Source organism: Flavobacterium niveum (genome assembly GCF_055231775.1).
The window spans coordinates 277,980-301,402 of the sequence record NZ_JBUYSX010000007.1 but is presented as its reverse complement, the minus strand read 5'-3'; the positions used below and the strand labels follow the sequence as shown (position 1 = coordinate 301,402).

Sequence of the window (23,423 nt, the reverse complement as noted above, 5' to 3'; positions counted from 1 at the left end):
ATATTTTTAAGCCAAAGAAAGGGCAGAAAATCCTGCCCCTATATATCGGCTTTGCTACTGCAATATTAGTAAATAAATTAATATATTTAAATTTTTCTATATATTATTTTTCCACCAAAGAATTTAGGAAAGTAATGTACCCGCCAAATACATCGTTATCAATGGTGTAGCGAATATTTCGCCCTTCTTTTTCAGCGATAAGCAGTCCGGCATCGGTAAGCTGTTTTATGTGGTGCGATACCGATGGCTGTGCAAGCTCTATCATATCGCACAGGTGTGCACACGGCATCCAGCCATTCTTTTTTACCTCCTGCATAATGCGCAGGCGGTGCGGGTCGCCCAGCGCTTTCGAAATCCGTTCTATATCCTTTGCCTTCATATACTATTGAAAAATGCAAATTTATCAATTTAATTTGTGATTACCTAACGGCAATATTTTTCAAGTAAATGCTGCTCAACGCCTTTCTTTACCGCACGTTTATAAAACATACCGAACAGGGGGGCAATGAGCTTTGCAGCGGGGTGGCTAAAGTGGGTATCGCCCCAGCGGTACATTACGGCTATGTGCCAAATGTTTTTCGGCACCTGGTTCCGGGTTATGGTACGCTTATCGTTTACCAACCCGAACATGGCCTTCAGGAAATTCTCAAAACCAGGCTGGCCCGGTGTAAGCTTTACCCTGAATACTATGGTTTCGGCAGTATCGTTAAAAAATCGGTGGTGTTCGTATGGCTTTACCAATGCAGTTTCGCCGGGATTGAGGTACAGTTTCTTTTTACCAAGTTGCAGGCCAAGCCTTCCTTTTACGGCGGTAAATTCTTCTGAAAAACCTTTGTGGTAATGCAGCGGATTACTGCCACCAGGGGTAAGGCTCACCTCAAAGTGGGTGAGTGCACCGCCCGTATCGGCTGCGCTTTGCAGTATGGAGGTGTATTCCCCGTTTATGGGGTTGTGGTAGGTTTTGGTACCGGGCATTACTTACAGCTGAACTCGCATTTTATTTTGCGGAGTTTCCCTTTTTTAAAATAAAACATCCACAGGCAATCTACGTCTTTTTCTTCGGGCAGCAGGCTGATGATTTCCCATGGCTCATCGGTGCCGTCTTCCTCTGTGTCTATAAGCGCGGCGGCATCGGGGTAGGTTTTGCCGAAGCTTTTCAGCGAAGTAGTATGGTCAAACCAGTCGTCTTTCTGCTGGAAATACATATTCTTCCGTGGCGAAAAATCAAGCTCCCTGAAACTCAGCGTACCGTTTACCAATAGATAACGCGCACCTTTGTAGTACAACATTTGCCCGTTTTTATCGGTTTCGTTATTGCAAAGCTGTTCGGGCAGGGCAGCGGCAATGCTGTCCGGTTTTTTATACATCTTTTCAAATTCAGCCAGGGTAAGGTGCATAGGTATTTTATTACTCACCTTACCGGTTTGCCATGAAAACAGTTCGTTGTTTTGCGCAGCGGCAAAAAAAGGTAACAATAGTAATAGCAGTACTTTCAGTTTCATGGCCTAAATTTTAAAATCGCGTTGGCGTTTGGCCTCAAATATAAGGATTGCAGCGGCAACTGATACATTCATGGAGTCAATTTCGCCCTGCATGGGGATAATAATATTGCGGGTAGAACCATCGCGCCACGCCTGTGTAAGCCCTGTGGCTTCGGTGCCTACAACTAATGCACTACCGGTGGTATAATCCTGCTCGTGGTACAGCGCCGAATGCTGCAACGTAGCGCTGTATATACTGATATTTTTCTGCTTTAAGAATGTAATAACCTCGTCAGTACTTCCTGTGGCTATCTGGTTGGTAAACAGGCATCCCACGCTACTGCGAACAATATTAGGATTATACAGGTCGGTTTTTGGGTTGGCTATAATCACGGCATCCAGTTTTGCAGCATCGGCAGTGCGCAGCATCGCGCCAAGGTTGCCTGGCTTTTCGGTAGCTTCGCAAACCAATACTAATGGATTTTCCTTCAGCTGAAGATCTTCAAGGTCAAGGCTTTTGGTTTTTGCAACGGCAATAACACCTTCGGTAGTATCGCGGTAGGCCAGTTTTTGGTACACCTCACGGTTTATCTGTATATAATCAGGGGAAGCACCTGCTATGGCGCTTACTTCTGTTTCGCTGAGCATTTCCGGCACAAAGAGTACGGTTTCCAGTTCGTAACCGCCCTTGCGTGCCAGTTCCAGTTCGCGCTGGCCTTCTATAATAAAGGTACCGCTTTGCCTGCGGGCTTTGGCTTTTTCCTGTAGTTGTACAAGCTGTTTTATGTATGGGTTTTGCGCGCTGGTAATCTGTTTCATGTGCTTATTATCGGAAACGCAAAGGTATCGAAAAACTGCGAATTTGTTTATAAGCACAATATCATCATAGTTTTTCAAATAGTCTTTTCATGCTTGCAGAATAACCTTTACCGTCTTGTTTATTGTTTAGGGCTTCTTTTACAATAGGTGCAGTTTTACTATCAGGATATTTTATTAGAAAATCCTCAAATGCTATTTTAGCTTCTTCTTTTAGTAAGGTGTTGTTAATTGGCTTAACCGGTGTTTTTTCAGTTCCTGCTATAAATATTCCGGTAAACCATTTGTATTCGGATTCTATCTCCTTAATTAATTTGCTGTCGGGATATTTCTTCATAAGATTTTGTCTTCACAAAGTTCATCAAGATTTGATTGAGAATCCTTTTAATGCCATTTAAGAACACCAAGGCTTTCCTTCGGAAAACTAAAAAGCACATTGAATAACTCTGTTTAAAAACATAAAATATCAATTAAACGACTGCCTGAACTCCTGTGGCGAAAGGTTTGTTTTGGCTTTAAACAGCTTACTGAACGACTGCGGGTGTTCAAATCCCAGGCGGTAGGCTATTTCACTAACGCTAAGGGTAGTTACCGATAGTTGCTGCTTGGCTTTTTCTATCAGTTTTTCGTGGATGTGCTGCTGCGTACTCAGCCCGGTAACCGATTTCAGTACGCCACTAAGATAATTGGGTGATACGTGTAGTGTATCGGCTATGTGTTGCACCGTAGGCAAACCTTTATCTGCCAAATTACCACTATTAAAATAGTGTTCCAAAACTGCTTCCAGCCTATCCAGTAACTGGTGGTTGTTTACCTTACGGGTAATGAATTGCCGTTGGTAAAAGCGCTCGCCATACGCCAAAAGCAACTCTATCTGGGCAATGACTATATTTTGGGTAAACGTATCTATATTGGCACGGCACTCGTTCTTAATGTTGTCAATAATACCGCTTAGTACCTGTTCCTCAGTTTCAGACAGCCACAACGCTTCCTTCACCGCATACCCGAAATAATCGTATTGCTTAATGCTTTTGGCAAGCGGTGTATTCCAGAAAAAATCAGGGTGTATCAGCAGCATCCAGCCTTTGTGGTGCACGGGCGGCGCACCGGGATTGTACTCCACACCAAACACCTGGTTTGGCGCCATAAAAAACATTACACCATCATCAAAATCATACTGCTGCTGGCCGTACTTCATCTTCATACCCGGATTCCGTTTTACCGATATGGAGTAAAAATCAAGTATCCAGCTTTTCAGGTTATTCTCGGGGTCGTGCTTTATTTCGTCATAATTCACCACACTTACCAGCGGGTGGTTAGACCCCGGCAAGCCCCTCAGCTTATGAAAATCGCTAATGGTTTTTATGCGCAACGGTGTTTCCATAGGTACAAGGTAAGGCTATTATTGGTGATACACAAACGCAAAGTCCTTGGCAAAATCAGCCAATTTTACCTTGCCCAAAACCGGCTTATTTACATTATAATCGTCATACAAACCGTGTCGGCGGCCTATGTTCATTTCGGTAATCCCCTTGGCTGACTGCGCCGTGAAACCAACCTTAAGCAGGTTTTCCTCAAACTGTGCATCGGGTATTTCCACCCACTTAATATCGGGTACACCTATAGCATCACCAAGGATTTTAGCCACTTCCTTACCCGTAAGTTCCTCGCTGGCTATGTAGCGTACGGTGCGGCCTTCAAAAGGCAATTCAATCTCCTCGGTAATGGTAGCAGCAATATCCAGTGGCGAAACCCACGGCTCTTTAAGGTCGCCGCTATAATTCTGGTAAATGCTGCCCGAACCCTTTATAGTAGGAATAAAAGCAAACGTATTATAGTAGAACCCTACCGGGCGCATAAACTTGATGGCTACGTTATCCGGCAGGCCTTTCAGTATATTTTCAACGTAGTGGTGCGCTGCAAGCATACCATTGCCCTTATCGGTATGCCCGCCGATACTGCTCAGGTGGATGACTTTGGTAACACCCGCTTGGCTCACTGCTTCGGCATAGGCACGGGCAATGCTCAGCCACAGTTGGGCTGTATCGACACTTGGGTCGGTAAAGTGGAACGGTGGTTCCATGAGGTATACGATATCGGCGCCGGTAAAGGTTTCAGTAAGGAAACCCGCATCGTCTATTGAACCAATGGCAGCTTTGGCACCGGTGGCTTCTATCTCCCCTGCCCTTTCAGCTTTGCTGCTGATAACGGTTACGCTATGCCCTTTTTCTATAAGCTCCTGTACGAGTGGTTTGCTGATGCGGCCCAGCGAGCCTGTAATAACTATGTCCATTTTTTTAGTGATTTTGTGTACTGCAAAGTTCGGCAGGAACCAAAACCCGCACGTAGCCGAATCTACGGTTGTTGTAGCCGAAATTTTTGTTTTTGATTTAGCCACGAATTACACGAATTACCACAATTATTTAAGGGCTTTGGATAGCTGTCATTCAACAGAAACAAAAAATTAGTATAATTTGTGTAATTCGTGGCCTATTATGCATTGCTACAATGGCATAAAACATTTTCAGGTACCAAAAAATTAGATTATCTTTGCATGTATTTTGCATAAGAAACATGGAAAACAATAAAAACCAGGAGATTGTAAAAAATGTCTTCACAAAATTCCTTGAAGACAAAGGACACAGGAAAACGCCTGAGCGCTACGCCATACTCCAGGAAATTTATAACAGCGGGGAGCATTTTGATATAGAGTCACTTTACATCAAAATGAAGAACAAAAACTACCGCGTGAGCCGCGCCACGCTGTATAACACTATAGAATTGCTGCTGGAATGCGGCCTGGTAAGGCGCCACCAGTTTGGCCAAAACCAAAGCCACTACGAGAAATCGTACTTTGATAAACAGCACGACCACATTATCATGACCGATACGGGCGAGGTAATAGAGTTTTGCGACCCGAGGATCCAAAGCATAAAAAAGACCATCGAGGAAATTTTCGGTATAGAGATACACAACCATTCGCTATACTTATACGGCAACAAAAAACAGCCCGCTCCGGAAAACCCGTAAGCGGCTGCACAACACAAACGCAAGCCAACCCTGCATAAGGATTGGTTTTTGTTTTTTATAAAACACCGGATAATTACAAAACAATAATAAACAACAAACTAAAAAATAGGAATGACCGTAGATTTATTGCTCGGATTACAGTGGGGCGACGAAGGCAAAGGGAAAATTGTTGACGTACTTACCTCAGGATATGACATAATAGCCCGTTTTCAGGGAGGGCCAAACGCCGGCCACACATTAGAATTTGACGGTATAAAACACGTACTAAGGACGATACCTTCGGGTATATTCCACAAAAATTCGGTAAACATTATCGGTAACGGCGTGGTAATGGATCCGGTGGTGTTCCAGAAAGAACTGGAAGGCCTTGAAAAATTCAACATCGATATTAAATCGCGCCTGCTTATTTCGCGCAAGGCACACCTGATACTGCCTACACACCGCCTGCTTGATGCTGCCAGCGAGGCAAGCAAAGGCAAGGCCAAAATAGGCTCTACCCTTAAAGGTATAGGCCCTACCTATATGGACAAAACCGGCCGTAATGGTATCCGTGTGGGCGATATAGAACTTGACGATTTTAAAGAGCGCTACCGCCAGCTTGCCGAAAAGCACGAGGCCATGATAGCCTTCTACAACGTGGAGCTGGAATACGACCTTGCCGAACTTGAAGAGGAGTTCTTCGCGGCGGTAGAGGTACTTAAAACACTTACGTTTATAGACAGCGAAGAGTACCTTAACAGCGCCATGAAAGCAGGAAAATCTATCCTTGCCGAAGGTGCACAGGGTTCGCTACTGGATATCGACTTCGGTACGTACCCGTTTGTAACATCATCTAACACTACCGCTGCCGGTGCCTGTACAGGCCTTGGTATTGCCCCAAATAAAGTGAAGGATGTATTCGGTATCTTCAAAGCTTACACTACCCGCGTAGGTAGCGGCCCATTCCCTACCGAACTGTTTGACGAAGACGGTGCTACTATGGCACGTGTGGGTAATGAGTTTGGTTCGGTTACAGGCCGTGCAAGGCGTTGTGGCTGGCTGGATCTTGTAGCGCTTAAATATGCGGTACAGGTAAATGGCGTAACCCAACTGTACATGATGAAAGGCGACGTACTGAGCGGTTTTGAAACACTTAAAGTATGTACTGCTTATAAATATAAAGGTGAGGTTATCAACCATTTCCCGTACAATATAGAGCCTGAAAATGTAGAGCCTGTATTTGTAGAGAAAAAAGGCTGGGCTGCCGACCTTACGGGTATGACCACTTACGATGAACTACCTGCTGAGCTTAAAGAATACGTAGAGTTCATTGAAGCTGAACTTGAAGTACCTATCAAGGTTATTTCTGTAGGCCCGGACAGGACACAGACCATACGTAAATAATATACATTGATATATAAAAAGTAAAACCCGGGAATCACTTCCTGGGTTTTGCTTTTTATATCATGTTACAGCCCCATCTACTTTGTATTCAACACAAAGGTTTCCATATTTAAAATATATGGTTTTACCTATATTATCCTATACTAAAATATGGTAGTTTTGGTATGTATGTAACAAGGATGCAGATATGAAATACAGGTTACTATTATCGACAATTTTCTTTTTAATAGGATTTGTCAATTCTGACAACTTAATCCTAAAATTGGTACTTATACTTATTTATGTACCCGGACTATATTTTGTATTCAGAAGAAAGAGAGTCACTCCAAAATAAAAAAACCAACATCACTTTCCTTAAATAGGATTGTGATGTTGGTTTTTTTATAATGTCTGGTCCCTACTGAGCAAAAACTATTTCTTTAAAAGCTGTTTAAGTGGCTCCAGTTGCTTAGTATCCACGTTTGCTTTTTGCAGCACCTCGGCTATGGTAAGCACATTGTTTGGTGTCATGTCATTACCGGTAACCCGCACAAGGCCAAAGCCCGTTTCGGGGTTTTGGGCATACAGCACAAACTCCTCTATATGCTCGCCTTCGCCTTTTGTACTGATTGATGCACCAAAGCCGTCGTGGTTAAACTTTATCAGTTCGTCGTAGCTGTCGGTTTTCAGTATGCCTTTTACCGAAGTAGTTTCGGTTTCAAACTTCTTATCGTCGCCCTGCTTCGGGTTGTACACCAGTATATTAATACTCTTTACTGATTTCAGTGCCTCACGCTGGTCTTCAGAAATATCAATACTGTCGGCATTAATAATACTCGGAGCCAAATCTACCGCCATAAAATCGGGTGCTTCGCTTTTTTCCACAAAATACTTCTGCACGGTAGGTTCGCCACTACACGATGTAAGCAACGCCAGCGCTGCTCCGGCTGCCAATACGAAAAACCGTATCATGATTTTTGCTTTTTAGCCGCCCTGGTAAGCTCAGCTCCGCCAGGCAGGTTCATTTTTTCGGTAAGTACCGATATGTCGTTCAGATCAAACGTACCCGTAAGCGACATCAGCACGGTATCATGCTTGCCACCGTCTATAAACATCAGCAGCTCTTTTACCTGCAGGCTCGGGTTTTGCTTTACATAAATTTTAATCGACCTGCCGTCTTCACTTACACGCATAAGCTCATCCAGCGGGTTAGATTTCAGGTAACCATCTACTGTAGCCTTCATTTCAGCTGCATATTTAGGAGAGTCAGTGGTAAAAACCTTCAGGTTTTCCAGTTTCTTAACCAGGTTAAGGTACCGCTGCGCATCCTTATCTTTCGGATCCATTTTTACTCCGGACATCAGTTCGAACATTTTCTTGTTCACAATAACCGAAGTGATACCGGCCTTATCTTCAAACTTTGAAAACAGGGAGTTCTGCGCCATCATAACAGAGGGCAAAAAGGCCAGCAACAGGGCAATAAACAGTTTTTTCATTGTGTAATATCTAAAATAAATTATGCTCTAAATCCTTACTGAAGATCCTTCAGCTTCTTAAGGTCGATAGTGCCGGTAAAGGTAATTACCACCACTTCTTCCTCGCTTTCTACAAACAGCAGGGCTTCTTTCAGCTTCGCCTCACCCTCCTGCACGTACACTTTTACATTACTGCCGTCGCTGTTTACGCTTATAAGCTGCTCCAGCATGCTGTTTTTAAGGTAAGACGTAACTGCATTGCGCAGCGCCTTCTTGTGTTTTTTAACCGACGTTGTAAATATCTTAAGATTATCCAGCTTATTTACCACATCAAGGTATTTTTGTGCTTTTTCGTTTCCGGCCTGCGTTTCGCCCGCCATTTCAAAAAATTTGTTGTTGATGCAAACCGAGCCGATACCCTCTATATTCTGGAATTTATCAAAGGCTGTGGTTTGGGCAAAGCCAAGCAATGGCAGGGCTGCAAGTACTGTTGTGATGATGAACTTTTTCATGATGATTGATGATGAATTATTATTTATAAAAGATTAGTGTTTAAATACTGATTTACGTGTTTTTTCGTACTCGCCTATGTATTGTACGCTTTTTACACCTTTATTTACGTTAACCGAAAGCATGTTAAGCGCCTTTTGGGTTTCGCGGAAGGCTACTTCGGGGTCGTCATAGGTACCAAGTTCCTGCTGCGTAGCATCCTGCCCATTTAAGTTATAAACAGTAACCACACCGGCAAGCAAAATCACGCTGGCCGCCACCGAAAACCATTTATGATAGGCGGCTTTACGTTTAAGCGGCAACGGGCGTGTAAAGGTTTCTTCGGCCTGTTGTGCCTTAAAGTAGCCAAACATTGGGCGATAGTGTGCTAACTGTGGTGCCACATCTTCCGAAGCAAAGTACTCTTTAAGTACCTGTTCTTCGGCAAGGGTGGTTTCGGCATCAAAATATTTTTCTAACAGTTTTTCAATTGTTCTTAATTCCATAGCTGTGTGTTTTTAGCAATTCCTCACGCAGTGTTTTCCGTGCCCTGGAGAGGGCTACCCGCACTGCGGTTTCATTCATATCCATTATTTTTGCTATATCTTCAAATTCGTATTGCTCTATATCGCGCATCTGTATTATAAGACGCTGTTGTTCGGGCAGTTGTTTCATTATACGTTCGGCCCATTCCCAGCTGTCGCGGTCTTCAGCCTGCTGTTGCAGTCCCGCCTGGCGGTCGGCATACACATTGTGCACTACCCGCAGTTCCGATGCCTGTTTGCTCTTCAGGCGGTCCAGGCAGTAGTTCTTAGCCATGGTCATGGCCAGTGCCTCTACACTGTTATAACTGCTTAATTTGGCACGGTTGTTCCACAATTTTACCAGCACTTCCTGTGTAGCATCTTCTGCCTCCTCAGTACTCACCAGCAGGCGGCGGGCAAGGCGGAAGACCTTGTCTTTAAACGGGGTAATTACCTTAATAAATTCCGCCTGGTCCATGTATTGTGCGTGGTTAACGTATCGGTTTATAAAAGCAAGACGAGTTGCTGTAATTTTTGTTACACAGAAAATTAAAATTATTTAAATTTACGTTTTAAATTAAAAATTTGCTCAATGAAAAAGATTGGCCTACTACTGTTTTCGCTGGTTTTGGGTATGTTTGTTTTCCAAAGCTGTGAAGACCAGGACGACACTGCCGTACCGGTTAACGACTTTATATGGAAAGGGCTTAACAGCTACTACCTGTGGCAGCAAAACGTGCCTGACCTTGCCGACAGCCGCTTTGCGAACCAGGGCGAACTGAACAACTACCTCAGGACATACAGCAGCCCCGAACAACTGTTTAACCACCTGCTGTACAAAACAGACGACGCCGGAAACGACATAGACCGCTGGAGCGTGATTTATCCTGATTTCCGTGTGCTGGAAAATGCGTTACAAGGCGTAAGCAAAAGCACCGGTGCCGAATTTGGCCTTGTATATACCGACGAAAGCGAGACGGCTGTTTTTGGCTACGTACGCTATATACTGTCGGGTACTGATGCAGCCAATAAAAACATACACCGCGGCGATATTTTTTATGCCGTAAATGGCTCTATACTTACCCCAAATAACTATAGGGAACTGCTGAGCCAGGACAACTACACCCTTAACATGGCCACGATAGACACTGACGGTACCATTACACCAAATGGTATTGACGTGTTCCTTACCAAAAGCGAATACAGCGAAAACCCTATTTACCTGGCCAACACCTATACTACCGGAAGCCACACCGTGGGCTACCTGATGTTTAATGGCTTTTACAGCGACTATGACGATGAGTTGAATGCAGCCTTCTCGCAATTTTCGGGCGCAGGGGTAACTGACCTGGTGCTGGATTTAAGGTACAACAGCGGTGGCTCTATCCGTACGGCTACTTACCTGGCCAGCATGATAACCGGGCAATTTAACGGGCAGCTTTTTGCAAAGCAACAATGGAACAGCAAGCTACAGGCCATTTACCAAAACGAAAATCCTGATGCGCTTGTAAACAAATTTACAAACCAGCTGAGCGATAATACTTCTATAAACAGCCTGCAGCTTAATAAGGTATATGTACTTACAACAGGAACTACAGCATCGGCCAGCGAGCTGGTTATTAACTGCCTTAAACCATACATAAATGTAGTACAGATAGGCACCACCACCACTGGTAAAAACGTAGGCTCTGTAACGTTGTACGATTCTCCTGATTTCTCTTCAAGGGGAAGGAACGGCAGCCACCGTTATGCCATGCAACCTATTGTACTTAAAATACTGAACAAAAATAATTTTGGTGAGTACAGCAACGGCATAGAACCAAACTTTGAACTGTATGAAGACTACAGTAACATGGGCACCCTGGGCGACCCTGCCGAACCCCTGTACAGCCTTGCACTGGAAAAAATTACAAGCGGTGGCAAACCCGCACACATAAAGGATGTAAAGCCACGCAAACTATTTAAAGACAGCCGTAACCTGAGGCCGTTAGGTAAGGATATGTATATAGAATACACCATTCCTGCTGTAAATTAAAGACTAAGGTTTTACCATATACAATAAGCCCCGTCCTTAGCAGGCCGGGGCTTATTGTTTTTTACAGCAGTGCAGCTATATCTCCACCAAGGAAAATAACATATACACTTACACAAAGTATCTTAAACCAAATACGCTCAAATATAAAGCTATGAAGCAAGGAATCCTCCTTTCTGCAACCACAGCCATTTAGGCAATGGATGTTTAGCGGGATAAAACAAAGGCACTCCCAAGTTTTATCAGGAGGACTTTAACCGGCTTACAGCATAATATCAAATCCTTTACACACCAACCATAAAGCTGTGTACTAAAATAGAAGATAGTAAACACACAATCCCCTTTCCCTCCTCAGGCATACCCAAATTTAAACGCCGCTTACGCAACATAACATACAACCGCATCGGACTTAACCTAAAAAACAAAAGGCTTGCCATACGGCAAGCCTCTGTAGTATATAGTGATTTACTATTTATTATTTGATAACAAGTTTCACCCTACGTACTGTCTGACGGGCAGCTGAAGATTCTTTCTTCACAGAGTTGTCTACACCTTTGCCTTCTATTGTCAGGCGGCTGGCATCAATACCTGCATCACTAAATATTTTCTTCACGTTGTTAGCCCTTCTTTCAGAAAGCTCCTGGTTGTATTTAGCATCACCAATTTCATCAGCATAACCCCAGATAGAAGCTGATTTCTCAGGATTATCCCTTAGGTAAGTGATAAGGAAGGTAATAGCACCTGTAGAAGCGTTAGTAGGTGTGTCTTTGTTGAAATCAAAGTAGATATTTACATAACCATCGTTAATCAGGTCAACAATTTCAGCAGCACCTGCACCACCACCGGCAGTAACTTTACCTTCAACTTCAGTAAGGGCACTGTCTATGTAATCAGGGATACCGTTTTTGTTAAGGTCAATGTTCCTTCCTTTAGGATCTACAAGCGCACCAGATGGTGTGTTTGGCTCAGCATCAAGGTAATCAGGAACACCGTCTTTATCTACGTCGTTCATAAGCTCTTCAAGCTCAGACACGCGGTTTTCAAGTTCATCAAGAACATCATCATTATTAAACACATACCAGTCAGCATGCTCTTTTTGCTTACCGAAGGCAACACTGATACCTATACTGGCAGTGTAAAGTGTACCATCGAAACCTTGCTGTCCGTTTGCCTGATAAGGATTACCATCCCATGCAAGCTGCATAGAGAAAGTGTTTAGCATGGTAAAATCTCCATAAAGGGTTACTTTATCAGATATTTTGTACTGGCCGGTAAAACCTACAAGGAAGTTACCTGTGTGGTCTGTTTCCACTACGTTATCTCCTTCCAGCATACCTACACCTACACCCATGTGTCCTAAAACGTTAAGTTTTTTAGTCCACTCTTCAAATTGAAGGATACGGCCAAGGTTACCTACACCCTGAAGGCTTGCAGAATAATACTGTGTCTGAAAAGGAATCGAAGCATCATCACCCTTCAGCCTGTCTAATGCCACATCAAACTTAAGACCAAACTTGGTGTTAAACATGTACCTTGCACCAAGGTCCAGGTGATAAAGGTTATAACCGTCTACGTGGTAGCCACCATTTAGAGGGTTAGATACTTTGTTAATACCACCGCCAAGTTCTACAGTCCATTTGTTATAGGCTTTTGCAGGCTTTTCGGCAGCAGTAGTAGCAGTTTCAGCTTCCTGTGCGTTTATGCCCTGTGAAAGGCAAAGCAGTAATAGGGGGAGTACAGCTTTCTTCATAAAAAAATGTTTTGTTTATCAGTACGTTTAAATTTTTCTGTAAAAATAATAAAATAAAAATACGAAAATATGTATTACATTTATAAAAAAACAAATTCATAACAGAAAATGCTTTCTACAATAAATCCATTCTCATTAAAAAATATTGCTGATTACCAGTATTTTAACAAGGAAAAAACTGAGCTTGCAATAAAAAATTCGGTGGTTGCCTTTGAAAAATGGAGTGTAATTTCCGTATCCGAAAGGCTAAACTTTATCAAAAGTTTAATAAATACTTTAACAAAAAATAAGCAATTGCTTGCCGAAACCGCTGTTGCAGAGATGGGTAAACCCGTAAAGCAAGCATATGCGGAGATAGACAAATGTAAGCTATTATGCGAATTTTACCTACAAAATTCTGATTTTTTTTTAACAGGAAGAAAAATAAGTACCGATGGCTCTGAAAGTTATACAAAATACGAGCCGCTGGGAGTAATATTAGGTATCATGCCGTGGAACTTTCCGTACTGGCAGGTGTTCCGTTTTGCCATTCCTACAATTATAGCCGGCAACACCGTTTTACTAAAACACGCCAGCAATGTCGCAGGCTGTGGCATACTCATAGAAAAGCTTTTTACCGAGGCAGGTTTCCCTGAAAATGTATACCAAAACCTGCTGATACCCGGCAGCGACGTTAAAGAAGTTATTGAAAACCCGAAAATTAAAGCCATATCACTTACAGGAAGTGAAAAAGCAGGTGCTTCGGCAGCATCGGCGGCGGCTACCCAGATAAAGAAAGCCGTACTGGAACTGGGCGGCAGTAATGCACTGATTGTTTTAAACGATGCCGACCTGGAGAAAACCGTACCCGAAGCCGTTACTGCACGTTTCCAAAATACCGGGCAAAGCTGTATAGCCGCCAAACGTTTCCTGGTACAGCGCGGCGTATACGACGCCTTTATGGAAGCCTTTACCACGCAGGTAGCAGCGCTGAAAAGTGGCGACCCTACAGATGAAAACACCTACATAGGCCCCCTGGCACGCGTAGACCTGGCCGAAGAGGTGGAAAAACAAGTAAACGATTCGGTAGCTATGGGTGCCAAAGTTGTTTTGGGCGGTAAACGAAATAATGCTTTTTATGAACCAACCATATTAACTAATGTTACCCCCGATATGCCCGTATTTAAAGATGAAGTTTTCGGGCCGGCGGTACCGGTAGTGCCTTTTGATACTTTTGAAGAAGCCATAGCACTGAGCAACCAAAGCGATTTCGGGCTTGGCGTATCCATTTTCACCACAGATACAGAAGGTATAAAAGAAAAAGTCCACCTATTCCAGGAGGGAGCCGTGTTTATAAACGCGCTGGTAAAAAGCGACCCTGCCCTACCCTTCGGCGGTGTAAAGCGATCGGGGTACGGGCGCGAGCTTTCACTGGAAGGCATACACGAATTTGTAAACGTAAAAACAATATACATTAAATAACAAGGAGCGCCCTACTGAGGCGCTCCCTGCTTTTTATAATTATACTAACTCAAATTAGTCTAAAAGATAATCCCACAGCGGGGCATAATACGGCGCACCGTTTACCATAGGTGTAGCTGCATCAGCAATAAGCACTTCAGATGCCTCCCCTACCACAGCAGATTTACTCACCAATCTTTGGGCGTTGTTATATCCGGCAGCATGGTCTATATATGTAGCACTGCCCGGCACATCCATCAGTTCCCAAACAGGATGCTGCTCTTCCACTTCTGTTTGGTGTGCCAATACAAACACCTTGTCTGGCGTTGTAGCCCAGCCTTCATTGTTTAGCCAGGCGGCACTGGTATTGGTTTGCACACTATAATCATGAGGAAGTGAAAAGCACAACAGCTTATCTACACTATACTGCCTTGCCATAAAAGCCGCATACCCTGCCCCTTCTTCATGGCCGCAAAGGGTTATTTTACTAAAATCAGGCACAGTGCCGTTAAGGTACTGCCCCCAGTTCTCACCAGGATACTTCCCGTCAAGATACACCAGCAGCTTGGTTAGCCGGTTCAATATACTTTCACTTTCATTAACCTGTACATGTTGCGAATGATCGGCGCCGGTTATTACCTCAAGGCGCGCATCGGCAAAAGCGGTAGTACTTTGGTCGGCGGCTACAGCCTCAAGCCCTGCAGCAGCATAGTTAAGCCCCACACTGTGGTAACCCAGCATTGCCGCGTGGGTGCCGAACAAAGCCGATTCAAGCGGCGGCGTACCGGCATCGGGTAAAAAAACCAACAGGCGGTTTTTAGTATCGGCCTGTGCATGGTAATACGCAGTATGCGGTTTGGTGTTATGGGTAGTTATTTGCGCATCAGTAACAGTAGGCATTACCCTGCGCATGGCAAGTGTATTGTTTGCAGAAGGCGAATCATCTCCACAATCGGAACAGGAATACAGCAATGCAGCCGTACTTAGCAAAGCAAGGCAAAGAGATTTCATAAAAAGGTGCGATTAATTGTCTGTGGTTAAAATTACGCATACCTTTTTGTGGCAATGTTATGTTTTAAGATATGTTTAACGCAATATTTTACATCCCGAAACAAAAAAATGGCTGCCTTAAAAAAGCAGCCATTATATATTATAGTGTATGATACAATTAATCTACACGGGTAATTTTTGCACCAAGGGCACGCAGCCTTTCGTCTATACGCTCGTAGCCACGGTCTATCTGGTCACTGTTTTGTATGGTACTGGTACCTTTTGCCGAAAGCGCTGCAATAAGCATAGAGATACCCGCACGTATATCTGGCGACGACATCAGTATACCTTTTAGCTGCGACTTAAAGTCAAGCCCTATTACAGTAGCCCTGTGTGGGTCGCAAAGGATAATCTGCGCACCCATATCTATAAGGCGGTCTACAAAGAACAGGCGGCTTTCAAACATTTTCTGGTGGATAAGTACACTGCCGCGTGCCTGGGTAGCCACAACAAGCACTATACTCAAAAGGTCTGGCGTAAAGCCCGGCCACGGGGCATCGGCCACCGTAAGTATAGAACCGTCTATATAGCTTTGAATTTCGTAGCCGTCTTTATGCGCCGGGATATGGATATCATCTCCCCTGCGTTCTACGGTAATCCCCAGCTTACGGAACACATTAGGTATTACACCCAGGTTTTCCCAGCTTACATCTTTAATGGTTATTTCGCTACGGGTCATGGCGGCAAGGCCTATCCAGCTGCCTATTTCTATCATATCAGGCAGTATGCGGTGTTCGCATCCGCCAAGGGTTTCCACACCTTCTATAGTAAGCAGGTTACTGCCCACTCCACTGATTTTTGCCCCCATGCGGTTCAGCATGTTGCACAGTTGCTGCAGGTACGGTTCGCAAGCAGCATTATATATGGTAGTAACACCTTCGGCAAGTACGGCAGCCATAACTATGTTTGCAGTACCTGTTACCGATGCTTCGTCAAGCAGCATGTAAGCACCTTTAAGCCTGTCGGCCTCTACACCGTAAAAAGAATCTTCTTCATTATAACGGAATTTGGCACCAAGGTTTATAAAGCCTTCAAAGTGCGTATCTAGCCTACGGCGGCCTATTTTGTCGCCACCCGGCTTCGGGATATATCCTTTGCCGAAACGCGCCAAAAGCGGGCCTACTATCATTATAGAGCCACGAAGCCCGGCACCTTCTTTCTTAAAGGCATCGCTTTCCAGGTAAGCAAGGTTAACCTCATCTGCCTGGAAGGTGTATGAGCCGTGCGCCAGCTTTTGTATTTTAACGCCCAGGTTACTAAGCAGGGTTATCAGCTTGTTAACATCTATAATGTCCGGGATGTTAGTAATGGTTACTTTTTCGGAGGTAAGCAGTACGGTGTTAAGTACCTGTAGCGCTTCGTTTTTGGCACCCTGAGGTACTACCTCGCCTTTTAGCGGTGCGCCACCTTCAATTTTAAATGTTCCCATGCAAACGAGTAAAAATTAGGATTTACGGTTATTGTTGTTTTTGGTATTGCCCCTTTGCATTTTCTGGCGGGCATTATTGTTATTGTTGTTATTCATGTTGCTGTGCGTTTTATTGCTCAGCTTTTTGTTCACCTTCATAAGGTCAGTCGATGCCGAAAGCTCCTCATCGGTAGCGGTAAGGTTTATCCTTCCGCCCGAAAGCTCATACAGGTGCTCAAAAATCACATCGTCCTTTACAGTATCTTTATTCCAGCTCAGGAACGACTTTTTCATGTGGTTTGCTATCACTATAATCAGTGCATCCTTAAGCGGGCCGTCGTCCCACTTATTAGCCACATCAACCATGTACTTTATGTTGTTGCCATAAAACCTGTACTTAGGGAAGTTTTGCGGATAGGCCAGCCTTTCAGGCTTTTGGTCCAGCACTTCGCGGTTCGGTATAGGGTATGGCGAGTCTACGTCGATTTTAAAATCAGACATTATAAACAACTGGTCCCACAGCTTGTGCTGAAAATCGGGCACATCACGCAGGTGCGGGTTTAGCGTACCCATAACACCAATGATATACTTAGCAGCCTTATTACGCTCGGCACGGTCTTCCAGTGCAGTAGCCTGTTCTATAAGCTTTTGCAGGTGGCGCCCGTATTCCGGTATTATAAGGTGCTCGCGCAGTGAATTATACTCCAGGTACCCTACGGCTTCATCAGCTTTATACATAATACTGTGTTTTATTGTTATAAGGAAATTATCCCCTCTATAGTAGAAAGCTCCTTGTATTTTGCCACAATGGCTTCAGGCCCCTGCATTTTTACGTTTATAGATACGCTGGTGTATTTGCCTGTTTTAGACTTAGTAGTTTCTATAACAGCACCCAGGTTGTTAAAGGCGTTTTCTACAGCTACAATCTTGCTGTCATCTGTAGGTACTATAAACTTAAACAGGTACAGCGCAGGCCAGTCGGCAGAACCGGCAAGTTCTTCGGTAAGCCTCCTGTAAAATTCTTCGGTCTTGTTATCCATCCTTCATTAAAATAAACGCAAATATACATTTTTCCGCCCTACTTTAAGCAGCAGCGATACATATTATATTCACCGCATTGCGCAACCTTTTTGGCCGCCATGCATCTATTAAGGGAATTTAGGTTATATAATTTCATACTGGGCTGCCGTGGCATTATGCTGCGGCGGCTTTTTTATAGCCCGCCCAGGCCGGTAACCAGCGCCGCTACAGCTACACAAATGGCTATAACATAACTGGAAAACACAAACCTGTACACCCAGCCGCGTGTACCGAATAGCCGTAGCACCATATACAACGATGTGCCTATTACGGTATTGAGTAATATCCATAATAACAGCAGCCTGCTGTAGGTGGCGCTACAGGGTGTTACCAGATTATTAATATATAACCCTAACAGTGTAATGAAAACGGCAAGCCATAAAAAATAAAGCCCGGTAAGGGTGTGGTAAGCGAAGTGTTTTGCGTCAATTTCTTTCATCTTCTTTGGGGGATTTAGTGTAGAAACGACGTTTTTACGCTTTTATTGGAGGAGACCGCTGTTAATTTTAACATAAAATTCTCAGAAAAGCGTTAATCCTGTAATTTATATTTCAGTTAAAGGGTATAAAATCGCAGCAAAATTGCTTAAAATAATTTATCATTTAAATTTATTTATCTAAATATCTAATATTGATAATTTTATGTAATTTTCTTTAACTTTTTACATTTAATTTCCATAATTTTAATCCGGAGTTTATAGTCTGCCCCCAATAGAATATAAACCTGTAAAATGAATATTAATTTTTTACTAATGCACGATTATGAAGTTGAGAGAACTGAAGCAGTGGCTCGACCAGCTTAGTGACGCAGAGCTGGAAAAAGAATTATTGTACAACTCTATGGATTATGGTATTTCGGGTACTGTTAATGAAATTACCCGCACCGATGAAAACCTGTACTACGTAGGCGACGACCCGGTACTGCTGCACACAAGCGAAGACCTGGTGAAGCGCGGATTTTCCAAAAAGCAAATAAAAGACATGGATGTAGAGATACCGCAGGGTTGCTACTACATAGAACTTAGTAACGAATACAGTATACTGGAGCGTTTTGTACGCTAAAACACCGGCACTGTATTAACAATTTGTTTTGTCATCTGAAGGGGATTATTTGATAACTTAGCCATAGTTAACAAACCTTTTCAGATGACAAAATCTATTTTAACCATTACCCTAAACCCTACTGTAGACAAAAGCACCAGCGTAGAAAACATAAAACCCGAAAAAAAACTGCGCTGCGAACCGCCTAAATACGAACCCGGAGGCGGCGGTATTAACGTATCGCGCGGGCTGGTAAGGCTGGGGGTAAATTCTACTGCATTATTCACCTCTGGCGGGCGTACCGGCAAACTACTGGAAGAACTCCTTGCCAAAGAAGACGTGCATACCCAACCGGTAACCATACAGGCCGAAACCCGCGAAAACTTTATCGTGGTAGATACATCGCACAACGAGCAATACCGCTTCGGGATGCCCGGCGAGGATATTACCGCTACCGAAGCCGATACTATATTCCAAACCATAACCTCACTTTCCCCTACACCTGATATTACCGTAATAAGCGGCAGCCTGCCACCGGGTATTGATGCCTCGTACATTGGCAAGCTGGTTAAAGCCCTGAAAGATAAAGGCTCGCTTATTGTAGCTGATACCAGCGGCGATGCACTTACCGAAGTGCTTAAAGAAGGTGTGTACCTGCTGAAACCCAACCTGGGTGAGCTGGGCGCCCTTACCGGCATACAAGAGCTGGACAACGACAGCGCCGACGAAGCCGCAAAACAACTGGTAGACGACGGTAAGGCCGAAATTGTGGTGGTATCGCTTGGGCCGCAGGGTGCTTACCTGGTAAGTAAAGACGAATGCATACATGTACCCGCACCATCGGTTAAAAAGCTGAGTACCGTGGGCGCCGGAGACAGCATGGTGGCCGGTATGGTAAGCGTACTGGCTCGCGGTGGCAGCCTTACCGAAATGGCTCGCATGGGCGTGGCCTGCGGTTCGGCAGCGACAATGGCACAGGGTACAGGGCTGTTTAGTAAAGAGAATGCCGAAAGATTGTACAACTGGCTATCTAAACGGTAATAAAGTCGTAAAGTCGTAAAGTCATAAAGTCGAAGGTCGAAAGTCATAAAGTCCAAAAATCTAAAGATCCAACAATCCAACAATCCAACAATCTAAAAGTCTAAAAATCCAATAATCTAATAATCTGACCTATGCAGTACGACTATGCCAAATCCGTGTATGATGAGCTGAAAAACTTTGAGGGTAAGGCTACCTTTGAAGGCAGTGATGTGGTGATTGATTATTTTGTGCTGATGCCAAAACCTGAGCTTGAGGATTTTTCGCTGCCGGGATTTTTAGAGGCATACAATGCAAGCACCAGCTTTGAGATTGAGGGCGAACACGGGCAGGCCTACACCATTATAGGTATTAACCGCCAAATACACGATTATACTGACGATGCCGACTACCTGGCAAAACTTACTGTGGGGTAATAAAAACATATCCCGGCGGGAACCGGGATATGTGGTAAACAAAAAACGTAAAACAAACAGTATATAAACGTAGGATATTTCAACTACAGATTATTCAGCTCAAAGGTTAGGGCTACATAGTACAGCGCACCTATGGTAGGGCCTGCGGCGTACTGGTAATAGCGGTTGTTCAGTATGTTAGTACCCCCTATTTTGGCAGCGCCGTAAATGGACGGTATCTTAATATTCACCTGGGCATCAACCGTAGTGTAGGCCGGTACATCGCCATTGGCAAGCGAACTTTCCCAGTAAAAAGCATCCTGCCAGCGTGCCGAAACCGTAAAGCCTACATTCCGCACCACCTGCCTGTTGCCAAAGGAAAAGTTGGTCACCCACTTGGGCGTATTAAAGGCCGTTACAAAAATATCAGACCCGCCGTTAGACACCAGTTCGTTATAGCTTACATTAAACCCGGCGGTGTAATCGGCATAAAAGTTATACTGCACCCCTAATGATGAACCAACGCTCTTGTAGGTATTAAGGCTATTGGTAAATACGCGGTAACGGTCCTGGTTGCTGCGGGTAAGCATGGCCAAAACAGCGGCATCGCTACCCACTACGGCTTCCTTTGGCACTGCCACCTCTACCTGCCCTAAAAAGCCGTCGTAAATATTGTAATACGCATCCCAGTCTATGGTTACGGTATTATTTGCCACCACACTCTTATAGCCAACTTCAAACGAGTTGATTTGCTCCGGGCGCATTTGCGGCAGGTTTGCCACCACAAGTACATCACGGTTTTGCAGTGCGGCCTGTTCGCGTGGGGTACCGGCATCTACAGCGGCGTTTACGGCAGCGTTAAAGGCATCAAGTGAAGTTAGTGTATAGGAATTTTCCAAAAAGCCTATACCTTCATTCACGCGCGGAAGCCCGCCTACCCTGCGTACATTGCCGTTATTTACAAACGAAAGCGCCTCAAACAACGAAGGGAAACGGAAACCATTTTGGTACGACACCCTAAAATTGTGGTTTTCCTTCGGCGAATACACCACAGCCACACGTGGGTTGTATTTGGTATCAAACTCCGGGTTACGGTCGGCACGAAATGATGCATTCAGCTTTAGCCTGTCATTAAAAAATCGCTTGGTAAGCTGCACAAAGGCGCCGTACTTTTCGTAATGCTGTTTTTCACCAAAAGAACCATCGGCAAGTGGCACATTACGCTCACTCACGGGGCGCGAAAAGTCTACAAAGTTATTACCGTCGGGTGTTACCAGGTACAGCCTGTAATCGGCACCGGCCTGTAAATCAAATATTTTTATGTATTTAGAAAGGTCGTATTGCCCCTCTACATGGTACAGTGCCGATTTCTGCTTTAGCCATGCACCACCCGTAGCAGGTGCACCCGCTATGCCCGAATTGGCATGGTCCCAGTTATTGGTACTGATGATGGTTTTCTTAAGCGCCTCAAATTCGGGTGTACCGGGTTCGGCACGGCCTGCATCAGCTGCGGTACGAGCATCGGCAAAAGCCTGCGCCAATGGTACACCACCGTTTAACTGCGTTTGCAGCGCCGACTGGAATGCATTTCGCCAATCGGTATTACCGGCGTGGGTAAGGTCCAGGTTATCGGCCAGGGGCTTCAGGTTGTAGCTGTTGCCCGTTTCTTCAAGCGAGGTGTACGCCCGCACATAGAACTCCTCCCCTTTCAGTTCTACTTTGTGGTTCTGCACGGTAGCACCATCCAGCCGTATTTTATTCCCACGTTGGAATGTACCGTCCATAATACCGTAGCGGTATACGTAGCTCAGCTCCAGGTTATCCTTTAGTTTATAATAACCACCGGCATCAAACTTGGCATTGGTAACCGTAGGGTCTACAAGGTCTTTTTCCAGGTAACCCGTACGCGATACGTTAAACGTACGCTGCTGCCCGCCTACATTGGCTGTAACGGTAACACGGTTGTTGCGCTCATCGCCATAGTTGTTCCAAAGGTCGGCGGCGGGGTTATTAGTACTTGAAAGCTCGTCAAAATTAGGGTTGGCTGTAGCCAAGGTATTCGGGTTCTGGTCTTTCAGCGTATTCGAAATCCAGTCGGTACCTGTAAAATACGAACCGTTTACCTTAATGGCAAACTTATCGGCAAACACATGGGCATAACGCACAGCGGCTTCTGTAAACAGCGATGCCGCCTTTTCGTTATCGTTAACGTGGTTTACACCATTGCGCAGGTACAGGCTAAGCCCTTTGTGTATAAACGGGTTGCGCGTTTGTAGGCTGGCAAGGCCGTTAATGGCATTCATACCATACAACGCCGATGCCGCACCCGGGGTTACCTCCATGCTTTGTATATCAAGCTCGGTGGGGCCTATGGCATTACCCAGCGGCACACCCAGCGTAGCCGCCTGCACGTCTACACCGTCTACCAGTTGCATAAAACGGAAGTTGTTCGGTACGTTAAAGCCGCGTGAATTGGGTACTTTAAGGGTAAGGCTCGATGTGAGCAGCTGTACGCCTTTTACGTTATCTAACGCTTCGTAAAACGACGGCGCAGGGTTTTGCTTTATGGATTTGATGTCGATTTTTTCGATAGAAATGGGCGATTGCAATATGCGCTCCTCTACCCGCGAGGCCGAAACCACCACCTCATTCAGCAATGTGCTTTCGGTATCGAGGGCTACTGCGATTTTACTGCTGGCAGAAAGCACCTTTACTTCCTGCGAACGGAAGCCAATACCCGAAAATACCAGCACAAACGGGAACTTTACTTCGGTAACCAGTACAAATGCCCCGGTGGCATCGGTAGCGGTAGTTACAGGTGTACCTTTTATGGCAACACTTATACCCGGCAGGGGTTGTTTCAGCTCGCTGTCGGTAACCAGGCCGCTTACCTGTACCTGCTGTGCTTTGGCAGTAAAAGAAACAATAAACAGTAAGAACAATAATGATTTCAGGATGTAACGGTATCTCATAATTGCGGTTTTGGTGTGGCAAATATAATATTAAAATATAT

At 44.6% G+C, this 23,423-nt stretch carries 26 protein-coding genes; 7 read left to right on the top strand and 19 right to left on the bottom strand.

The window, feature by feature from the left end; genetic code table 11:
* Window positions 1–103: 103 nt before the first annotated feature.
* The 7 genes from ACZIX4_RS17950 to ACZIX4_RS17920 form a co-directional block, all read right to left on the bottom strand.
* Window positions 104–379: an ArsR/SmtB family transcription factor gene (locus ACZIX4_RS17950; protein WP_463337025.1), complete on the bottom strand. Its 276-nt coding sequence runs from the start codon at window positions 377–379 to the stop codon at window positions 104–106.
* A 44-nt stretch (window positions 380–423) separates the two neighbouring features.
* On the bottom strand, window positions 424–975 hold the full coding sequence (locus ACZIX4_RS17945; RefSeq protein ID WP_463337024.1) for a cupin domain-containing protein: 552 nt from the start codon (window positions 973–975) through the stop codon (window positions 424–426).
* The gene (locus ACZIX4_RS17940) at window positions 975–1,502 is read right to left on the bottom strand and encodes a hypothetical protein (protein ID WP_463337023.1); all 528 of its coding nucleotides are present in this window, start codon (window positions 1,500–1,502) and stop codon (window positions 975–977) included. Before ACZIX4_RS17940 ends, ACZIX4_RS17945 begins: the two co-directional genes overlap by 1 nt.
* Window positions 1,503–1,505: 3 nt before the next feature.
* Window positions 1,506–2,300: a TrmH family RNA methyltransferase gene (locus ACZIX4_RS17935; RefSeq protein WP_463337022.1), complete on the bottom strand. Its 795-nt coding sequence runs from the start codon at window positions 2,298–2,300 to the stop codon at window positions 1,506–1,508.
* 64 nt (window positions 2,301–2,364) lie between these two features.
* Window positions 2,365–2,634 carry a hypothetical protein gene (locus tag ACZIX4_RS17930; RefSeq protein ID WP_463337021.1) on the bottom strand — a complete coding sequence of 90 codons (270 nt, stop codon included), beginning with the start codon at window positions 2,632–2,634 and terminating at the stop codon, window positions 2,365–2,367.
* 129 nt (window positions 2,635–2,763) lie between these two features.
* Window positions 2,764–3,681 (bottom strand): helix-turn-helix domain-containing protein, encoded by a 918-nt coding sequence (locus ACZIX4_RS17925; RefSeq protein WP_463337020.1) that lies wholly within the window; start codon window positions 3,679–3,681, stop codon window positions 2,764–2,766.
* A gap of 18 nt (window positions 3,682–3,699) precedes the next feature.
* Window positions 3,700–4,695 (bottom strand): NmrA family NAD(P)-binding protein, encoded by a 996-nt coding sequence (locus ACZIX4_RS17920; RefSeq protein ID WP_463337019.1) that lies wholly within the window; start codon window positions 4,693–4,695, stop codon window positions 3,700–3,702.
* A gap of 176 nt (window positions 4,696–4,871) precedes the next feature.
* Here ACZIX4_RS17920 and ACZIX4_RS17915 point away from each other — a divergent pair, with 176 nt between their 5' ends.
* Both ACZIX4_RS17915 and ACZIX4_RS17910 read left to right on the top strand, forming a co-directional pair.
* The gene (locus ACZIX4_RS17915) at window positions 4,872–5,327 is read left to right on the top strand and encodes a Fur family transcriptional regulator (RefSeq protein WP_463337018.1); all 456 of its coding nucleotides are present in this window, start codon (window positions 4,872–4,874) and stop codon (window positions 5,325–5,327) included.
* Between the two features lie 111 nt (window positions 5,328–5,438).
* Complete coding sequence (locus tag ACZIX4_RS17910; protein ID WP_463337017.1) at window positions 5,439–6,710, top strand: adenylosuccinate synthase; 1,272 nt, start codon at window positions 5,439–5,441, stop codon at window positions 6,708–6,710.
* Window positions 6,711–7,121: 411 nt separating this feature from the next.
* Here the strand turns inward: ACZIX4_RS17910 and ACZIX4_RS17905 are convergent, their stop codons facing one another.
* The 5 genes from ACZIX4_RS17905 to ACZIX4_RS17885 are packed head-to-tail and all read right to left on the bottom strand — an operon-like array spanning window position 7,122 to window position 9,655.
* Window positions 7,122–7,661, bottom strand: coding sequence for a DUF4252 domain-containing protein (locus ACZIX4_RS17905; protein ID WP_463337016.1), 540 nt, complete (start codon window positions 7,659–7,661; stop codon window positions 7,122–7,124).
* Window positions 7,658–8,185, bottom strand: coding sequence for a DUF4252 domain-containing protein (locus ACZIX4_RS17900; protein WP_463337015.1), 528 nt, complete (start codon window positions 8,183–8,185; stop codon window positions 7,658–7,660). The genes ACZIX4_RS17905 and ACZIX4_RS17900 overlap by 4 nt, the downstream gene beginning before the upstream one ends.
* A 35-nt stretch (window positions 8,186–8,220) precedes the next feature.
* Window positions 8,221–8,676: a DUF4252 domain-containing protein gene (locus ACZIX4_RS17895; RefSeq protein WP_463337014.1), complete on the bottom strand. Its 456-nt coding sequence runs from the start codon at window positions 8,674–8,676 to the stop codon at window positions 8,221–8,223.
* A gap of 33 nt (window positions 8,677–8,709) precedes the next feature.
* Window positions 8,710–9,159, bottom strand: coding sequence for a hypothetical protein (locus ACZIX4_RS17890; RefSeq protein ID WP_463337013.1), 450 nt, complete (start codon window positions 9,157–9,159; stop codon window positions 8,710–8,712).
* Entirely contained in the window at window positions 9,140–9,655 is a 516-nt protein-coding gene (locus tag ACZIX4_RS17885) for an RNA polymerase sigma factor (protein ID WP_463337012.1), read from the bottom strand. Before ACZIX4_RS17885 ends, ACZIX4_RS17890 begins: the two co-directional genes overlap by 20 nt.
* Before the next feature lie 114 nt (window positions 9,656–9,769).
* Here ACZIX4_RS17885 and ACZIX4_RS17880 point away from each other — a divergent pair, with 114 nt between their 5' ends.
* Window positions 9,770–11,212 (top strand): S41 family peptidase, encoded by a 1,443-nt coding sequence (locus ACZIX4_RS17880; protein WP_463337011.1) that lies wholly within the window; start codon window positions 9,770–9,772, stop codon window positions 11,210–11,212.
* Between the two features lie 472 nt (window positions 11,213–11,684).
* On the opposite strand, the gene ACZIX4_RS17875 is transcribed toward ACZIX4_RS17880, so the two are convergent.
* On the bottom strand, window positions 11,685–12,959 hold the full coding sequence (locus ACZIX4_RS17875; RefSeq protein ID WP_463337010.1) for an OmpA family protein: 1,275 nt from the start codon (window positions 12,957–12,959) through the stop codon (window positions 11,685–11,687).
* A 108-nt stretch (window positions 12,960–13,067) separates the two neighbouring features.
* On the opposite strand from ACZIX4_RS17875, the gene ACZIX4_RS17870 reads away from it, so the two are divergent.
* Window positions 13,068–14,420 (top strand): NAD-dependent succinate-semialdehyde dehydrogenase, encoded by a 1,353-nt coding sequence (locus tag ACZIX4_RS17870; protein ID WP_463337009.1) that lies wholly within the window; start codon window positions 13,068–13,070, stop codon window positions 14,418–14,420.
* Window positions 14,421–14,474: 54 nt separating this feature from the next.
* On the opposite strand, the gene ACZIX4_RS17865 is transcribed toward ACZIX4_RS17870, so the two are convergent.
* The 5 genes from ACZIX4_RS17865 to ACZIX4_RS17845 form a co-directional block, all read right to left on the bottom strand.
* Entirely contained in the window at window positions 14,475–15,410 is a 936-nt protein-coding gene (locus ACZIX4_RS17865; RefSeq protein WP_463337008.1) for a BPSS1187 family protein, read from the bottom strand.
* A gap of 157 nt (window positions 15,411–15,567) precedes the next feature.
* Window positions 15,568–16,878, bottom strand: a complete 1,311-nt coding sequence (murA, locus tag ACZIX4_RS17860; RefSeq protein WP_463337007.1) for a UDP-N-acetylglucosamine 1-carboxyvinyltransferase — start codon at window positions 16,876–16,878, stop codon at window positions 15,568–15,570.
* A gap of 15 nt (window positions 16,879–16,893) precedes the next feature.
* The gene (locus tag ACZIX4_RS17855) at window positions 16,894–17,595 is read right to left on the bottom strand and encodes a DUF4290 domain-containing protein (RefSeq protein ID WP_463337006.1); all 702 of its coding nucleotides are present in this window, start codon (window positions 17,593–17,595) and stop codon (window positions 16,894–16,896) included.
* Window positions 17,596–17,612: 17 nt separating this feature from the next.
* Window positions 17,613–17,897, bottom strand: coding sequence for a DUF493 family protein (locus ACZIX4_RS17850; protein ID WP_463337005.1), 285 nt, complete (start codon window positions 17,895–17,897; stop codon window positions 17,613–17,615).
* 173 nt (window positions 17,898–18,070) lie between these two features.
* Window positions 18,071–18,376, bottom strand: coding sequence for a hypothetical protein (locus ACZIX4_RS17845; protein WP_463337004.1), 306 nt, complete (start codon window positions 18,374–18,376; stop codon window positions 18,071–18,073).
* A gap of 322 nt (window positions 18,377–18,698) precedes the next feature.
* Between ACZIX4_RS17845 and ACZIX4_RS17840 the strand changes: the two genes are divergently transcribed.
* The 3 genes from ACZIX4_RS17840 (at window position 18,699) to ACZIX4_RS17830 (ending at window position 20,431) form a co-directional block, all read left to right on the top strand.
* Window positions 18,699–18,998 carry a hypothetical protein gene (locus ACZIX4_RS17840; RefSeq protein WP_463337003.1) on the top strand — a complete coding sequence of 100 codons (300 nt, stop codon included), beginning with the start codon at window positions 18,699–18,701 and terminating at the stop codon, window positions 18,996–18,998.
* 84 nt (window positions 18,999–19,082) lie between these two features.
* The gene (locus ACZIX4_RS17835) at window positions 19,083–20,018 is read left to right on the top strand and encodes a 1-phosphofructokinase family hexose kinase (RefSeq protein WP_463337002.1); all 936 of its coding nucleotides are present in this window, start codon (window positions 19,083–19,085) and stop codon (window positions 20,016–20,018) included.
* A 131-nt stretch (window positions 20,019–20,149) separates the two neighbouring features.
* A complete protein-coding gene (locus ACZIX4_RS17830; protein ID WP_463337001.1) occupies window positions 20,150–20,431 on the top strand; it encodes a hypothetical protein in 282 nt (93 codons plus the stop codon).
* Between the two features lie 83 nt (window positions 20,432–20,514).
* Here ACZIX4_RS17830 and ACZIX4_RS17825 read toward each other — a convergent pair whose 3' ends face one another.
* Window positions 20,515–23,382: a TonB-dependent receptor gene (locus tag ACZIX4_RS17825; protein ID WP_463337000.1), complete on the bottom strand. Its 2,868-nt coding sequence runs from the start codon at window positions 23,380–23,382 to the stop codon at window positions 20,515–20,517.
* Window positions 23,383–23,423: the final 41 nt, after the last annotated feature.

What these genes read in the sequence shown, in the direction of transcription:
- ACZIX4_RS17835 (WP_463337002.1), top strand. Translation starts at nt 19,083, where the DNA reads ATGACAAAATCTATTTTAACCATTACCCTAAACCCTACTGTAGACAAA.
- ACZIX4_RS17930 (WP_463337021.1), bottom strand. Translation starts at nt 2,634, where the DNA reads ATGAAGAAATATCCCGACAGCAAATTAATTAAGGAGATAGAATCCGAA.
- ACZIX4_RS17945 (WP_463337024.1), bottom strand. Translation starts at nt 975, where the DNA reads ATGCCCGGTACCAAAACCTACCACAACCCCATAAACGGGGAATACACC.
- ACZIX4_RS17880 (WP_463337011.1), top strand. Translation starts at nt 9,770, where the DNA reads ATGAAAAAGATTGGCCTACTACTGTTTTCGCTGGTTTTGGGTATGTTT.
- ACZIX4_RS17950 (WP_463337025.1), bottom strand. Translation starts at nt 379, where the DNA reads ATGAAGGCAAAGGATATAGAACGGATTTCGAAAGCGCTGGGCGACCCG.
- ACZIX4_RS17905 (WP_463337016.1), bottom strand. Translation starts at nt 7,661, where the DNA reads ATGATACGGTTTTTCGTATTGGCAGCCGGAGCAGCGCTGGCGTTGCTT.
- ACZIX4_RS17910 (WP_463337017.1), top strand. Translation starts at nt 5,439, where the DNA reads ATGACCGTAGATTTATTGCTCGGATTACAGTGGGGCGACGAAGGCAAA.
- ACZIX4_RS17870 (WP_463337009.1), top strand. Translation starts at nt 13,068, where the DNA reads ATGCTTTCTACAATAAATCCATTCTCATTAAAAAATATTGCTGATTAC.
- ACZIX4_RS17900 (WP_463337015.1), bottom strand. Translation starts at nt 8,185, where the DNA reads ATGAAAAAACTGTTTATTGCCCTGTTGCTGGCCTTTTTGCCCTCTGTT.
- ACZIX4_RS17915 (WP_463337018.1), top strand. Translation starts at nt 4,872, where the DNA reads ATGGAAAACAATAAAAACCAGGAGATTGTAAAAAATGTCTTCACAAAA.
- ACZIX4_RS17850 (WP_463337005.1), bottom strand. Translation starts at nt 17,897, where the DNA reads ATGGATAACAAGACCGAAGAATTTTACAGGAGGCTTACCGAAGAACTT.
- ACZIX4_RS17925 (WP_463337020.1), bottom strand. Translation starts at nt 3,681, where the DNA reads ATGGAAACACCGTTGCGCATAAAAACCATTAGCGATTTTCATAAGCTG.
- ACZIX4_RS17855 (WP_463337006.1), bottom strand. Translation starts at nt 17,595, where the DNA reads ATGTATAAAGCTGATGAAGCCGTAGGGTACCTGGAGTATAATTCACTG.
- ACZIX4_RS17840 (WP_463337003.1), top strand. Translation starts at nt 18,699, where the DNA reads ATGAAGTTGAGAGAACTGAAGCAGTGGCTCGACCAGCTTAGTGACGCA.
- murA (WP_463337007.1), bottom strand. Translation starts at nt 16,878, where the DNA reads ATGGGAACATTTAAAATTGAAGGTGGCGCACCGCTAAAAGGCGAGGTA.
- ACZIX4_RS17825 (WP_463337000.1), bottom strand. Translation starts at nt 23,382, where the DNA reads ATGAGATACCGTTACATCCTGAAATCATTATTGTTCTTACTGTTTATT.
- ACZIX4_RS17885 (WP_463337012.1), bottom strand. Translation starts at nt 9,655, where the DNA reads ATGGACCAGGCGGAATTTATTAAGGTAATTACCCCGTTTAAAGACAAG.
- ACZIX4_RS17890 (WP_463337013.1), bottom strand. Translation starts at nt 9,159, where the DNA reads ATGGAATTAAGAACAATTGAAAAACTGTTAGAAAAATATTTTGATGCC.
- ACZIX4_RS17830 (WP_463337001.1), top strand. Translation starts at nt 20,150, where the DNA reads ATGCAGTACGACTATGCCAAATCCGTGTATGATGAGCTGAAAAACTTT.
- ACZIX4_RS17895 (WP_463337014.1), bottom strand. Translation starts at nt 8,676, where the DNA reads ATGAAAAAGTTCATCATCACAACAGTACTTGCAGCCCTGCCATTGCTT.
- ACZIX4_RS17845 (WP_463337004.1), bottom strand. Translation starts at nt 18,376, where the DNA reads ATGAAAGAAATTGACGCAAAACACTTCGCTTACCACACCCTTACCGGG.
- ACZIX4_RS17935 (WP_463337022.1), bottom strand. Translation starts at nt 2,300, where the DNA reads ATGAAACAGATTACCAGCGCGCAAAACCCATACATAAAACAGCTTGTA.
- ACZIX4_RS17875 (WP_463337010.1), bottom strand. Translation starts at nt 12,959, where the DNA reads ATGAAGAAAGCTGTACTCCCCCTATTACTGCTTTGCCTTTCACAGGGC.
- ACZIX4_RS17940 (WP_463337023.1), bottom strand. Translation starts at nt 1,502, where the DNA reads ATGAAACTGAAAGTACTGCTATTACTATTGTTACCTTTTTTTGCCGCT.
- ACZIX4_RS17865 (WP_463337008.1), bottom strand. Translation starts at nt 15,410, where the DNA reads ATGAAATCTCTTTGCCTTGCTTTGCTAAGTACGGCTGCATTGCTGTAT.